The sequence below is a fragment of the Alteromonas sp. NFXS44 genome, from assembly GCF_040148705.1.
Classification (GTDB): domain Bacteria; phylum Pseudomonadota; class Gammaproteobacteria; order Enterobacterales; family Alteromonadaceae; genus Alteromonas.
Window position 1 is genome coordinate 837,376 of sequence record NZ_JAGDEA010000005.1, and the last position, 13,436, is coordinate 850,811.

A 13,436-nucleotide genomic window follows, 5' to 3' on the forward strand; every position below is an offset into this window, starting at 1 on the left:
GCAATTCAGCTATAACTTGTGCCTTTTTGTAAAAAGTATAGAAGCCTGCCGCTATTGCACAATTGCCGGTACGGATTTTCCTCAGGCTCTGTCAGGGAAAATTACTGAATTTGCAGGTATTCGCCGTTAGCAATGCCATCAATGGTCCAGTTGCCGATACGGTACCGGATCAGTCTGAGCGTCGGGAATCCCACGTGGGCTGTCATCCGTCTGACCTGACGGTTTTTGCCTTCGGTAAGGGTCACCGATAACCAACTGGTGGGAATGTGCTGCCGGAACCTCACTGGCGGATTGCGCGGCCACAGTGCCGGTTCATCCATGCGGTGTACTTTTGCCGGCCGCGTAAGGCCGTCTTTCAGTTCCACACCATCACACAGCTGTTGTATGGCCTCATCTGTAGGCTCTCCCTCAACCTGCACCCAGTAGGTTTTACTGGTTTTGGCTTTAGGATTTGCCAGACGGTGCTGCAGTTTGCCATCGTCAGTGAGTACCAGTAACCCTTCGGAATCTCTGTCGAGCCTGCCGGCTGCATACACGCCGGGAACGGGAATGAAGTCTTTCAGGGTTTGTCTGCCTTCCTGATCGGTAAACTGTGTCAGTACGTTGAATGGCTTATTGAACAGCAGAATTTTGCCCGCCGGCATTTGTCACTCCCGGAAAATAGTCAGAACCGGTGCGCATGCTACCGCAAAAATGCCGGCGGGGCGGACTGTCTGTGTCACTTTTTTGAAGAAAAAAAACGAAATTGCAAAAAAAGATCAGGAAATTGACAAAAATTAGATTGATCTTCACGCTTAAGACAATGGTATGACTTGTAACTCCTACGTTCGACCCTATACTATTGAGCGCGGTAATTTCGGCAGGACAGGGTGCGTCTGCAAGGCGGGCCCGCAAAAATGACGAATTGGGTGTAGTGTTCGTGGGCGAGAGGACATTACACAGTGATCTGTAAACTACAGATATAGACCAGACTGAAAGGTTATTTCAGTAATCGTGATCAGAATCTTACGATATTACCGGAATGCCCTGCATATTATAGCGATTCCACGCGGGGTTAATGGAATAAATCAGGTAGCTCTTTACCGACAACTTTGAGGTATATAATGACCAAAGCTAAGTCGACTATCATCTACACAAAAACAGATGAAGCGCCAATGCTGGCGACTTACTCTTTACTGCCAATCATTGAGAAATTTGCTAAATCTGCTGACATCGACATCGAGTTAAGCGATATTTCACTGGCTGCGCGTATTCTCGCCACCTTCCCGGAATACCTGAACGACGATCAAAAAGTGCCTGACGCACTGACTGACCTGGGTGAAAAAACGCAGGATCCAGAAGCAAACATCATTAAACTGCCTAACATCAGTGCATCTATTCCCCAATTGCGTGCAGCAATCAAAGAATTAAACGCCAAAGGCTATAACGTTCCTCCGTTCCCTGAAGATCCTAAAACGGACGAAGAAAAAGACATCCGTGAACGTTACGGAAAAGTACTGGGTTCTGCTGTTAACCCGGTTCTGCGTGAAGGTAACTCAGACCGCCGTGCACCTACAGCGGTTAAAAACTTCGCGAAGAAACACCCGCATTCAATGGGTGAGTGGAGCCAGGCTTCACGCTCTCACGTTGCGCATATGCGCGGCGGCGATTTCTACTCAAGTGAGAAGTCCACTACTGTTGAGAAAGATGGCTACGTTAGCATCGAATTTACCGGTAAAGATGGTAGCAAGAAAACCCTGAAGCCACGTGTAGATCTGCTGGCGGGTGAAGTTATCGACGGTATGTTCATGAGCAAGAAAGCCCTGTGCAAATTCTTCGAAGAACAAATCGAAGATGCGAAGCAAACCGGCATTCTGTTCTCACTACACGTGAAAGCGACCATGATGAAGGTGTCTCACCCCATCGTATTCGGTCACTGTGTAAAAGTGTTTTATAAAGAACTGTTCGACAAGCACGGCGATCTGTTTAAAGAACTGGGTGTTAACCCTAACAATGGTTTAGGCAGCGTTTACGACAAAATTGCATCTCTGCCGGAATCACAGCGTTCTGAAATCGAAAAAGACATCAACGCCTGTTACGCTGACCGTCCGCCTATGGCAATGGTTAACTCAGACAAAGGTATTTCTAACCTGCACGTACCTTCAGACGTTATCGTTGATGCGTCTATGCCTGCAATGATCCGTAACAGCGGTCAGATGTGGGGACCAGATGGTAAGGCGCACGATACTAAAGCGGTTATCCCCGAGTCTACTTATGCGACTATCTATCAGGAAGTGATTAACTTCTGTAAGACCCACGGTGCATTTGATCCTACTACCATGGGTACAGTGCCTAACGTTGGTCTGATGGCGCAGAAAGCGGAAGAGTACGGTTCACACGATAAGACATTTGAACTGGAAGCTGACGGTACTGTACAAATCATCGATCAGGACGGAAATGTACTGATTGAGCACAATGTTGAAGAAGGCGATATCTGGCGTATGTGTCAGGCGAAAGACGCGCCGATTCAGGATTGGGTTAAACTGGCCGTTACCCGTGCCCGTAACTCTGGTATGCCGGCAATATTCTGGCTGGACGATGAGCGTGCCCACGATGCACAGCTGATCAAGAAAGTTGAGAAGTACCTGAAAGACCACGACACGAATGGTCTGGAAATCCACATCATGTCACCTGTACGTGCGATTCGTTTCTCAATGGAACGTGCAATCCGCGGTCTGGACACCATCTCTGTAACAGGTAACGTTCTGCGTGACTACCTGACTGACCTGTTCCCGATTCTGGAACTGGGTACCAGTGCGAAGATGCTGTCTATCGTGCCTCTGATGGCCGGTGGTGGTCTGTACGAGACCGGTGCGGGTGGTTCTGCACCTAAGCACATTCAGCAGTTCGTTGAAGAAGGTCACTTACGCTGGGATTCACTGGGTGAGTTCCTGGCACTGGCAGTGTCTCTTGAAGAGCTGGCTATCAAGCACAGCAACTCTAAAGCGAAAGCACTGGCGGTTGCTCTTGATAAGGCGACTGAGAAGCTGCTGAACACCGGTAAGTCACCTGAGCGTAAAGTGGGTCAGCTGGATAACCGTGGCAGCCATGTATGGCTGGCGCTGTACTGGGCTGAAGCACTGACTGAGCAGACTGAAGATAAAGAGCTGGCTGGACTGTTCAAGCCAACTCTGGAAGCGATGACTGCGAACATCGACAAAATCATCGAAGAAATCGATGCGTCTCAGGGTCAGCCACAGGATATCGGCGGTTACTACTTCCCTGACGAAGACAAGTTGTATGCAGCCATGTCTCCAAGCAAAACGTTGCAGGAATCCCTGTCTAAGTAAGCGTTTAAGCAAGAACCAAAAAACCCGGCTTTCGCCGGGTTTTTTATTTGGTAGCGGTAAATTTGAAGACACCGCTGAAAATGGCGCATAAAAAAGGCCTTCTACCGACTGCCGAATCGCAGTAAAAAGCCCTTTGAGATGCTTTTTTGAATTTTAACGTTCAGGTTCTTCGACAACACCAATGTTTTCTGCGTGAAGGCCCTTAGGACCCTGCTGTACATCAAACGTTACTTCCTGGCCTGCCTTGAGAGAACGGTATCCATCCATCTGAATGGTGGAGTAGTGGGCAAAAATGTCCTCTCCGCCGTCCTCAGGAACGATAAATCCAAATCCTTTAGCATTGTTAAACCATTTAACTTTACCAACCGCCATACATCGACTTCCTCTTAATCCTTGAACTCATAATACTATGCCCCCACAATAGAAATATGAGGAGCACGATGGCTATGCGCGTCACTCGCATGGCCATAGTTAAAACTGTAGATATTTTAACCATTGAATGTCAAGCGTAAATTAAAGATTATTTATTTACAAAAAAATCGGCTAATCTGCGCTAAGGCACTATTATTGTACTATGAGTAAAGACAACGCGATCAGTATAGACAGAGAAAAAGAGAGGCTTGCGGAGCGACAAAAGACGCAGCCGCCGCCAATGTATAAAGTGTTGTTGAACAACGACGATTACACGCCGATGGACTTCGTGGTCGAAGTACTCATGCATTTTTTTAATATGGATGCTGAGAAGGCCAATCAGACTATGCTCACCGTACATTATCAGGGACGTGCTGTGTGTGGCATATTTACTGCAGAGATTGCAGAAACCAAAGTGATGCAGGTCAATCAGTATGCGCGTAAGCATCAACACCCGCTTATGTGCACTATGGAACAGGCATAGGTCTATTAACAGAGGGCGAGCGATATGTTGAATAAAGAGTTAGAGCAAACGCTGAACGAAGCTTTCGTGTTTGCCAGAGAACATCGTCACGAATTCATGACGGTAGAGCATCTGTTGCTGGCGCTGATGGATAATTCTGCCGCCCGGGACGCACTTAAAGCGTGTGGTGCCAATATCGAGCAAATCAAAAGCGAACTTATCGAGTTTGTTAAAGATACCACGCCACTCATTATGGATGAGCAGGCAAATGACCGTGAGACGCAGCCAACTTTAGGTTTCCAGCGTGTACTTCAGCGCGCGGTTTTTCATGTGCAATCATCAGGCAAAGACGAGGTAACCGGTGCGAACGTGCTGGTGGCTATTTTCTCCGAGCAGGAATCTCAGGCGGTTTATATTCTTAAACGTGCTGACGTCACCCGTCTTGATGTGGTGAATTACATCAGTCACGGTGTCAGTAAAAATGAAGACGAAAGTCCTGCCGGTGCTGAAAGTCAGGAAGAGACTGCTGAGGGCGAAGAGTCAGGTTCTGCACTGAGCAAATATTCTACTGATCTGAACCGTCAGGCGAAGGACGGTAAGATTGACCCGTTAATCGGACGTGATGCGGAAGTTGAGCGTACAATTCAAATTCTGTGTCGTCGCCGTAAAAACAACCCGCTGCTGGTGGGTGAAGCCGGTGTCGGTAAAACGGCTATTGCGGAAGGTTTAGCTTACCGCATCGTTAACGATGACGTGCCGGACGTGATTGCCGACAGTACGGTGTATTCTCTGGACTTAGGCGGCTTGCTGGCCGGTACCAAGTATCGCGGTGACTTTGAGAAACGGTTAAAAGCTATTCTCAAAGAACTCAGCAAAGACGAAAACGCCATTTTATTTATTGATGAAATCCATACGATCATCGGTGCCGGTGCGGCATCCGGTGGTGTGATGGATGCGTCTAATTTGCTGAAGCCAAAACTGAGTTCCGGTGAATTACGTTGCATCGGTTCTACCACCTATCAGGAATACCAGGGCATTTTTGAAAAAGACAGGGCACTTGCCCGTCGCTTCCAGAAAGTCGACGTGGTCGAGCCCTCAGTGAGCGATACGACCAAGATCCTGCTGGGTCTGAAGTCCCGTTACGAAGAGCACCATAGCGTTCGTTTTACCCAGAAAGCACTTCAGGCTGCTGCAGAGCTGTCTGCCAAGTACATCAACGAACGCCATTTGCCGGACAAAGCCATTGACGTCATGGACGAAGCAGGGGCCAGCCAGCGTTTGCTGCCGGTGTCCCGCCGTAAGAAAACCATCAATGTGGCTGATATCGAGCAAATCATCGCTAAGATGGCCCGGATCCCTGAGAAGTCCGTGTCTGCCTCCGACCGTCAGGCGCTGAAACATCTTGGCCGTGACCTGAAAATGGTGGTATTTGGTCAGGACAAAGCCATTGAGACGCTGACAGACGCGATTCACTTATCCCGTGCCGGTCTGGGCAGTGAAGAGAAGCCTATCGGTAGTTTCCTGTTCGCCGGTCCTACCGGTGTAGGTAAGACGGAAGTCACACAGCAACTGGCAAAAATCATGGGTGTGGAGCTTATCCGTTTCGATATGTCGGAATATATGGAGCGCCACGCGGTAAGCCGTTTAATCGGTGCGCCTCCGGGATATGTCGGTTTCGATCAGGGCGGTCTGCTTACCGATGCAGTCATTAAAAACCCGTATTCGGTAGTGCTGCTGGATGAAATCGAAAAAGCCCACAGTGATATTTACAATATTCTGCTGCAGGTCATGGATCACGGTACGCTGACGGATAACAACGGCCGTAAGGTTGATTTCCGTAATGTGGTACTGGTCATGACAACCAATGCCGGTGTGCAGGAAACCGTACGTAAATCTATCGGCTTCCAGCAACAGGATCACAGTCATGATGCCATGTCGGAAATCAACAAGGTGTTCACCCCTGAGTTCCGTAACCGTCTTGACGGTATTATCTGGTTCAATCACCTTGGCACCGACGTTATTCTGCAGGTGGTTGATAAGTTCCTGGTGGAACTGGAAGCACAGCTGGATACCAAAGGTGTTACCTTTGAAGTCACGCCGGCAGCAAGGGCGTACCTTGCTGAGAAAGGTTACGATAAATCTATGGGCGCACGGCCTATGTCACGCCTTATAAAAGAGGAAGTGAAGAAAGAGCTGGCTAACGAACTGTTGTTCGGAGAGTTGAGCAAAGGTGGCAGTGTGAAAGTTGATTTGGGTGAAAACAAACTGGAGTTCTCATTTTCCGGTGCGGAAACCCGGAATGAAGAGGCGGAATCCAACTAAGGATTTCGCGTTCAACCCAACTTAAAAACAAAAAGCCCGGTGATATCACCGGGCTTTTTTTTAAGATTCTACAGACTACTGAGTATTATCTTGCACGATAAACGATGCGACCTTTAGTCAGATCGTACGGCGTCATCTCTACGGTTACCTTGTCACCAGTAAGAATGCGGATATAGTTCTTACGCATTTTGCCGGAGATGTGTGCAGTCACAACGTGACCGTTCTCAAGTTCAACGCGGAATTGTGTGCTTGGAAGTGTGTCAACCACGGTTCCTTCCATTTCGATAGAATCTTCTTTTGCCATGAAAAGCAGTTACCTCAGTAAGTCAAAATTTTGCCGCGCAGACATTAACCAATAAACGCCCGTGTGTAAAGGGTTCAGGCTTTATTTGAGCTGAATTTTTGCCAATTCATGTCAAATAAACGTTCATGAGGCAAAAATTTCGTTTTGTAATTCATTTTATTGCACTCGTCTATCTGGTAGCCGAGATACAAAAAACTGCGGGCATCGGATTTAGCATGGGCGATTTGTTGTAATACCATCCACGTGCCCATTGACGAGGACGATAACTCAGGAGCAAAAAACGTATACAGCGCTGAGAAAGAAGCTGTTCCGTCACAATGACGGATGTCATCGGTAACAGCCACTGCAACCAGCTCATCTCCGTCTCGCGCTTCAATAAATACGGGGGGATTCCAATTGCAGAAAATGAAACTGTTATACTGGTCTCTGTTAGCCGGATACATGCTGCCGTCGGTATGGCGCTCATTAATGTACCGTTCGTAAAGCGGGTAGTATTCGTCTTTCGGTGTTGATGACAGCGTAGTGGTGAGGTGACTGTTGCGCTTCAGCACTCGTCGCTGACTTCTTGACGGCGAAAACTGTGCCACAGGAATACGTACCGACTGACAGGCTTCGCAAGTAGGGCAGTGGGGCCGGTAAATTTGATCGCCACTGCGACGGAATCCGGCCTGAATCAGCTGTCCGTAACGATAGCGGAGATCCTGTTCAGTTTCTGCAAACACCAGTAACTGTTCATTCTTATCCGGTAAATAACTGCAGGCGAAAGACTGCGTAAGCCCAAACTTCATGGCGTTATATTTCCACCTTGCCAACTACTACGATATGAGGCAGTTATTCTGCCGTCTTCGTCTATTGTAGCATTATGTTGACGTAAGCGGTCAATAAATGTGCTTCTGGGAATGGTTTGCGCCCCCAGGGACTGCAAATGTTCCGTAGGTAACTGGCAGTCAATAAATGCAAGATTATGGTTTTGCATGTGTTTTACCAGCGCCAGCATGGCCAGCTTGGATGTATTCGGTTCTTTGTGGAACATGGATTCACCACAAAAAACACCACCTACTGCCACACCGTATAAGCCGCCGGCCAGTTGATTGTCGTCATTCCACACTTCAACAGAGTGGGCAATGCCGGCTCGGTGGAGCCTTTCGTAGGCGGTAATCATGTCACCGGTGATCCAGGTATCCGACGACAGTTCATTACTGTCAGGCCGGTAGCGGGGAATGGATGAGCAGGCACGGATAACCGCGTAGAAATCTTCATTCAGCGTGACGCGGTACTGTTTTCGTTTTGCCAGTTTTTTCAGACTTTTAGATACGTGAAAGCCATTCAGCTCAATGATTGCTCTTGGATCCGGCGACCACCAGAGTACCGGCTCATCATCGCTGAACCAGGGGAAAATGCCGTTGGAGTAAGCCTGAAATAACCGGGGGGCGTCGAGAGTTGCGCCGTAAGCCAGCAGGCCGTCAGGTTCTTTCAGTGCAGTTGAAACAGGCGGAAAAGGCGTATCAACATTCAGGTAAGGAAGTTCAATCATGGAATCACGGGGCAGGGAAGCTGCCCCGTACCTCAGTTATCAGCCTTGTTCCGGGCGGAAACCGTCGAGGAATTTTTCTGCATCCAGTGCAGCCATACAACCGGTGCCGGCTGAGGTAATAGCCTGACGGTAAATATGATCGCTCACATCACCGGCAGCAAAAATACCTTCCACCGAGGTTTGTGTGGCATTACCCTGCAGACCGCTCTGAACAACAATATAGCCGTCTTTCATTTCAAGCTGACCTTCGAAAATATCCGTGTTCGGCTTGTGGCCAATGGCAATAAACAGGCCCATTACATCGATTTCTTCTTTGGCATCAGACTGCGTGTCAGCAATACGGACTTTCGTTACGCCCATTTCATCGCCCAGCACTTCGTCCAGCGTTTTATTCAGGTGCAGAACCACGTTACCGTTTTCTGCTTTGTCCAGCAGACGCTGCTCAAGAATTTTTTCACTGCGGAAAGTGTCACGACGGTGAATAACGTGAACTTCAGACGCGATGTTTGACAGATACAGTGCTTCTTCCACGGCAGTATTCCCGCCGCCCACAACCGCTACTTTCTGGTTACGGTAGAAGAATCCGTCACAGGTTGCGCAGGCAGAAACACCTTTACCTTTAAATGCTTCTTCAGATTCCAGACCCAGGTATTTCGCAGAAGCTCCGGTTGCGATGATCAGTGCATCACAGGTGTAAGTGCCGGAATCACCGTAAAGGGTGAACGGACGCTTACTGAAATCAGTTTTGTTGATGTGGTCAAAAATGATTTCTGTATTGAATTTCTCTGCGTGTTTTTGCATGCGTACCATCAGATCAGGACCTGTCAGTCCTTCAGGGTCGCCCGGCCAGTTTTCAACTTCTGTGGTTGTTGTTAACTGTCCACCCTGCTGAATACCTGTTAACAGTACAGGTTCAAGGTTTGCTCTGGCCGCATAGACTGCTGCGGAATATCCTGCCGGGCCAGAGCCCAGAATAAGTAGACGGACGTGTCTGCTTTCTGCCATTTCTATCTCCAATGCTTTCACTCATCGCCGCTGACAACGAGCCTTTAAATGATGGTATCTTTATGTGGGTCAATATCGCATATTCAACCTGAATTGAGTATGACTTTTCATTACAATATATGTCAGTAATGTTACCTGAGCCGTTAACCGGGCTATAATAAACCAAACCGCAGCATATTTAGTATAGAATGCTGAATACATCCGGGATTTTTTGTAGTTTAATAAAATAAAATCCAGACGTTGACCGGGGTCAGCACCGGCAGGAGAGCAGGCATGTCACAATCAGTAATTACGCTTCTGCGTGACGGACAAGACTATATGAATACCTGGCCGGTAAAACGGGAGCTTTATGCTTTCTTTCCGGAGTGCCGTGTCGTCAGTGCTACAAAGCTGGCTATCAAAGCCATGCCGCCTCTGGCCATTGTGGCCGCGGGAATGATGTTAAATGTGCTGGGAAGTGCATACCTGCCGCAGGCGATGGCAATTGGGTTGTTCTTCATCAGCCTGCCCTTACAGGGCTTACTCTGGTTGGGACACCGCTCGAATCAGACTCTGCCGCCGCAAATTAAAAGCTGGTATCAGGAAGTTCACCGTAAAATGGCAGCAGAAGGTTGTGAATTGCAGGCAATGCGTTCTCAGCCTAAATATCGTGAACTGGCGGCCACGCTGAAAACAGCATTCAGTGAACTCGACCGCGTTTTCACGCAAAAATGGTTTAACTGAAACCCGTTCCTGCTACCGGTGACGTGTTACTGCGTCACCTGACTGCCAGGTTTTTAAACCTTTTTTAAGCCTTCTTATCTTTTCAGTCAGCTTACGTTGCTTCGCTGTTCTTAACTAATACCAGATTTTCCCCGCATCGTCTGCAGCGATAAGTCATGCCCTTTTTCACATTATTATGCCTTCTCACCGACAACTCTATGGTTTGACAGCCACAGCGGTAGTTATAGGTTGTCAGGCCCAGTACGGATAAGTCGAAATTATGTGTCGTCGAAGGGGATACGCCGTAAACATGTTGCATGACAGCCTGCCATTCCTGACCGTGAGGTTTCACTCTGCGTCTTTTGCCTGCTGTATGCCACGTTATCAGATGACTGACTTCATGTGGGATCACATCACTGAAAAATGCCGCTTTGTTTGCAGCCAGTAATACAGGATGAAAGTTAACCCTGTTCTGCTGTAAAAAGGCGGTGCCGGCGTTTTTACCGCTGCGCCTGAAAGACACATCGGGCAAAGGGAAAGGGCGGTTAAAATAACGTTCTGCAACAGCAAAGAGGCGGTGAACCTCACGGATCACCGCCTCTTTTTCAGAGTGATTAAGTGTCACCGGTACTTAGTCCACCTTACACTGAAGGCACAGGGTGTATACACCGCGTGGATCATTCAGGCTGGTCACCGTGCCGGTTTCTGCTAACAGGTTCTTCACCATTTTCATCAGGTGACTGTCGTTATCAGCGAATTGCATTTTTGCACCCCACACCAGCGCCTGGCCGAAAAACTCTTTCCAGAATTGTTCCTGAGGAGACAGGATACGCTCTACGTACTGGGTGTCCCAGGTTTCCAGACCGGCAATTTCAGCAGCGGATGCGACGGCATCATCAAGGTCGCCCAGTTCGTCTACCAAACCCAGTTCCAGTGCCTGACTACCAATCCATACACGGCCCTGGGCAATTTTATCAACCGCTTCAGGGCTCATACCGCGGGATTCACCCACCATGGTGATGAACTGGAGATAAGCACTTTCCACATTGCGCTGGAGGATTTCACCAAAGCGGGGATCCAGCTCGCGCAGTGCTGACATACCGGCAATTTCGGTAGATGCAACACCGTCGGTGTTAATGCCAAGGTATTCCAGTGAATCCTCGAAGGTAAGGAACATACCAAACACACCGATGGAGCCTGTGATAGTGCTGGGAGAAGCAATGATTTTATCTGCCGGTGCAGAAATCCAGTAACCGCCGGATGCTGCATAGGTGCTCATAGACACAACGACAGGTTTACCGGCGCTTTGCAGTTCCAGCACTTCCTGACGGATAATTTCGGATGCAAATGAACTGCCTCCCGGTGAATCGACCTGCAGAACGACAGCTTTCACCGTATCATCCAGACGGGCCTGACGTAATAAGCGTGCTGTGCTGTCCCCACCGATTGTGCCGGCGGGCTGATTACCGTCGAGGATTTCGCCTTTGGCTACCACAATTGCGACTTTATCCTTCGTGTTACCCATTTTGGGTAACGGCGGATTAACGGCTTTCAGGTAAGTATTAAAAGGGGTAACGTTGACACCCAGTTTGTTTTCATCCGTTCCGACTAAAGCAACCAGTTCCTGACGGACTTCTTCCCGGGTTTTAAGGGCATCCACCCAGCCGTTGTTCAGTGCATATTTAGCGAAATCTGCACCGGCTTCTTCAAACTTGTTCAGCAGAACGTCCAGTTCTTCATCGAAGTTACTGACATCAATACCACGGGCAGCAGCCACATCAGCTTTATATTGTGACCAGTAAGTGTCGAGCCACAACTTGTTTGCTTCTTTTGCCGCGTCAGACATGTCATTACGGATAAACGGCTCTACGGCAGATTTGTACGTACCCACACGGAAGATATGTGTCGTAATGCGTAATTTCTCCAGCATGTCTTTAAAGTACATGCCAAAGCGGCCGTAACCTTCAAACATCACACCGCCCATTGGATTCAGGTAAATATGATCAGCACGTGCTGCAAGGTAATATTGATTCTGGCTGTAGTAGTCGCCGATAGCGTAGACCGGTTTTTCGGTCTTAAAGTCATCGATGGCAGCGGCTACGGTGCGGAGTTTATCCAGTCCGCCGCCCTGTAACCCGGACAAATCCAGAATGAGCGCTTTTATGCGGGAGTCCTGTTTGGCGTTATCCAGTACCTTAACCACATCACGTACCAGCACTTCCGGGTTTTCCGGTTCTTCACCAAACGCTTCCTGCATGAATTGTGAAAACGGGTCGACCTGTTCTTTTTCAATGACCAGGTTACCGTTCAGCTGCAATAATAATGCACTGTCAGGTTTTACCGAGATGGGATCTTCACTGCTACTGATGGCAATAATGACGCCAATAACAAGAACCAGAAAAATAAGATTAAATACGAGTTTTCTGGCGAAATTCAGTACTGTCCATAGTCCTGTGAATAATGCTTTCGTCCAGCTTCCTTTTGCTGCCATATTGCTTTGTACCTCAGACGGATGTTTAGTTCATGGTAACGGAACCACGAAGGATAGCTAACTTAAATTGTAATGAATTGTGATAGCGGTAAACAAGCGCTACAGGCCTGATTTACTGTGAATATACATCATTGAGGGATAAGTTTGGTAAAAGCTGTTTCATCTGCACCACGCCGCTGATACATTGTGCTTTCATCAATGTATTTCCCGATGTGTATAAGGAGAACCGCAATTGGAAGCTCTTGACCTGCTGTTAAACCGTCGTTCCCAACCCAGACTCAAAGCCCCTGCGCCGGAGGGCGATGTCCTGGAAAATATTTTTCAGGCCGCTTTACGTGCGCCGGACCATGCGGCGCTTACGCCATGGCGTTTTATTGTGTGTGAAGGGCAGGGGCTGGTAAAACTCGGTTCTGTGTTTGAGCAGTCTGCTATTGAAAACGACAAATCCGCCAAAGAAATAGAACGTGCCCCGCAGTTGCCGATGCGTGCTCCTATGGTAATTGTGGCCATCACAACGTATAAAGAGCATGAAAAAGTGCCCCGTGTAGAGCAGGTCGCGTCGACAGCCTGTGCGGTAATGGCCATGCTAATGGCTGCTCAGGCGCAAGGGTTTAACGGAATATGGCGGACCGGCGCATACGCCCATTGTGAGCTGGTGAGAAAGGCATTGTCGTTAAATGAAGAAGATGAAATAGCCGGGTTTTTATATTTAGGTACACCGGCAATCGATACGCCGCCGGTAATACGTCCGGACAGCACGCCGTTTTTCACTTACTGGCGCTGATCGTTTCAATCCTGACCGGCGTTGACCGCACCAGTGATAAGCACAAAGCAAAAGGCCGGCAACATTGCCGGCCTTCCCGTATCCGTTGAAC

General features: G+C 48.5%; 13 protein-coding genes. 5 read left to right on the forward strand and 8 right to left on the reverse strand.

All coding sequences use genetic code 11. The features are described 5' to 3' along the window. Positions 1 to 101: 101 nt before the first annotated feature. Positions 102 to 644 (reverse strand): rRNA large subunit pseudouridine synthase E, encoded by a 543-nt coding sequence (locus J3369_RS08980; RefSeq protein WP_119501074.1) that lies wholly within the window; start codon positions 642 to 644, stop codon positions 102 to 104. A 459-nt stretch (positions 645 to 1,103) separates the two neighbouring features. Here J3369_RS08980 and J3369_RS08985 point away from each other — a divergent pair, with 459 nt between their 5' ends. Further along, on the forward strand, positions 1,104 to 3,329 hold the full coding sequence (locus J3369_RS08985) for an NADP-dependent isocitrate dehydrogenase (RefSeq protein WP_349585907.1): 2,226 nt from the start codon (positions 1,104 to 1,106) through the stop codon (positions 3,327 to 3,329). Between the two features lie 153 nt (positions 3,330 to 3,482). Here J3369_RS08985 and cspD read toward each other — a convergent pair whose 3' ends face one another. Then, the gene (gene cspD, locus J3369_RS08990) at positions 3,483 to 3,701 is read right to left on the reverse strand and encodes a cold shock domain-containing protein CspD (protein WP_119501076.1); all 219 of its coding nucleotides are present in this window, start codon (positions 3,699 to 3,701) and stop codon (positions 3,483 to 3,485) included. 202 nt (positions 3,702 to 3,903) lie between these two features. Here cspD and clpS point away from each other — a divergent pair, with 202 nt between their 5' ends. Both clpS and clpA read left to right on the forward strand, forming a co-directional pair. Then, positions 3,904 to 4,224, forward strand: a complete 321-nt coding sequence (gene clpS / locus J3369_RS08995; RefSeq protein ID WP_119501077.1) for an ATP-dependent Clp protease adapter ClpS — start codon at positions 3,904 to 3,906, stop codon at positions 4,222 to 4,224. A gap of 24 nt (positions 4,225 to 4,248) precedes the next feature. Continuing rightward, positions 4,249 to 6,525, forward strand: a complete 2,277-nt coding sequence (gene clpA / locus J3369_RS09000; protein WP_119501078.1) for an ATP-dependent Clp protease ATP-binding subunit ClpA — start codon at positions 4,249 to 4,251, stop codon at positions 6,523 to 6,525. A gap of 85 nt (positions 6,526 to 6,610) precedes the next feature. Here clpA and infA read toward each other — a convergent pair whose 3' ends face one another. The 4 genes from infA to trxB all read right to left on the reverse strand — a co-directional run bounded on the left by infA (position 6,611) and on the right by trxB (position 9,368). Next, entirely contained in the window at positions 6,611 to 6,829 is a 219-nt protein-coding gene (gene infA, locus J3369_RS09005) for a translation initiation factor IF-1 (RefSeq protein ID WP_070124261.1), read from the reverse strand. Positions 6,830 to 6,903: 74 nt separating this feature from the next. Continuing rightward, a complete protein-coding gene (locus tag J3369_RS09010) occupies positions 6,904 to 7,617 on the reverse strand; it encodes an arginyltransferase (RefSeq protein ID WP_349585910.1) in 714 nt (237 codons plus the stop codon). Next, positions 7,614 to 8,363: a leucyl/phenylalanyl-tRNA--protein transferase gene (gene aat / locus J3369_RS09015; RefSeq protein WP_349585912.1), complete on the reverse strand. Its 750-nt coding sequence runs from the start codon at positions 8,361 to 8,363 to the stop codon at positions 7,614 to 7,616. The genes J3369_RS09010 and aat overlap by 4 nt, the downstream gene beginning before the upstream one ends. Before the next feature lie 39 nt (positions 8,364 to 8,402). Beyond that, complete coding sequence (gene trxB / locus J3369_RS09020) at positions 8,403 to 9,368, reverse strand: thioredoxin-disulfide reductase (protein WP_303574283.1); 966 nt, start codon at positions 9,366 to 9,368, stop codon at positions 8,403 to 8,405. A 273-nt stretch (positions 9,369 to 9,641) separates the two neighbouring features. Here trxB and yfbV point away from each other — a divergent pair, with 273 nt between their 5' ends. After that, positions 9,642 to 10,091, forward strand: a complete 450-nt coding sequence (gene yfbV / locus J3369_RS09025) for a terminus macrodomain insulation protein YfbV (RefSeq protein ID WP_119501081.1) — start codon at positions 9,642 to 9,644, stop codon at positions 10,089 to 10,091. Positions 10,092 to 10,182: 91 nt separating this feature from the next. Here yfbV and J3369_RS09030 read toward each other — a convergent pair whose 3' ends face one another. Next, positions 10,183 to 10,695, reverse strand: a complete 513-nt coding sequence (locus J3369_RS09030) for a SprT family zinc-dependent metalloprotease (protein WP_349585915.1) — start codon at positions 10,693 to 10,695, stop codon at positions 10,183 to 10,185. A gap of 6 nt (positions 10,696 to 10,701) precedes the next feature. Beyond that, a complete protein-coding gene (sppA, locus tag J3369_RS09035) occupies positions 10,702 to 12,561 on the reverse strand; it encodes a signal peptide peptidase SppA (protein WP_349585917.1) in 1,860 nt (619 codons plus the stop codon). A gap of 232 nt (positions 12,562 to 12,793) precedes the next feature. Between sppA and J3369_RS09040 the strand changes: the two genes are divergently transcribed. After that, the gene (locus J3369_RS09040) at positions 12,794 to 13,345 is read left to right on the forward strand and encodes an NAD(P)H nitroreductase (protein ID WP_349585919.1); all 552 of its coding nucleotides are present in this window, start codon (positions 12,794 to 12,796) and stop codon (positions 13,343 to 13,345) included. Positions 13,346 to 13,436 lie beyond the last annotated feature (91 nt).

Excerpts from the sequence above, each read along its gene's own strand:
- J3369_RS08980 (WP_119501074.1), bottom strand. The coding sequence starts at position 644 with ATGCCGGCGGGCAAAATTCTGCTGTTCAATAAGCCATTCAACGTACTG.
- J3369_RS08985 (WP_349585907.1), top strand. The coding sequence starts at position 1,104 with ATGACCAAAGCTAAGTCGACTATCATCTACACAAAAACAGATGAAGCG.
- cspD (WP_119501076.1), bottom strand. The coding sequence starts at position 3,701 with ATGGCGGTTGGTAAAGTTAAATGGTTTAACAATGCTAAAGGATTTGGA.
- clpS (WP_119501077.1), top strand. The coding sequence starts at position 3,904 with ATGAGTAAAGACAACGCGATCAGTATAGACAGAGAAAAAGAGAGGCTT.
- clpA (WP_119501078.1), top strand. The coding sequence starts at position 4,249 with ATGTTGAATAAAGAGTTAGAGCAAACGCTGAACGAAGCTTTCGTGTTT.
- infA (WP_070124261.1), bottom strand. The coding sequence starts at position 6,829 with ATGGCAAAAGAAGATTCTATCGAAATGGAAGGAACCGTGGTTGACACA.
- J3369_RS09010 (WP_349585910.1), bottom strand. The coding sequence starts at position 7,617 with ATGAAGTTTGGGCTTACGCAGTCTTTCGCCTGCAGTTATTTACCGGAT.
- aat (WP_349585912.1), bottom strand. The coding sequence starts at position 8,363 with ATGATTGAACTTCCTTACCTGAATGTTGATACGCCTTTTCCGCCTGTT.
- trxB (WP_303574283.1), bottom strand. The coding sequence starts at position 9,368 with ATGGCAGAAAGCAGACACGTCCGTCTACTTATTCTGGGCTCTGGCCCG.
- yfbV (WP_119501081.1), top strand. The coding sequence starts at position 9,642 with ATGTCACAATCAGTAATTACGCTTCTGCGTGACGGACAAGACTATATG.
- sppA (WP_349585917.1), bottom strand. The coding sequence starts at position 12,561 with ATGGCAGCAAAAGGAAGCTGGACGAAAGCATTATTCACAGGACTATGG.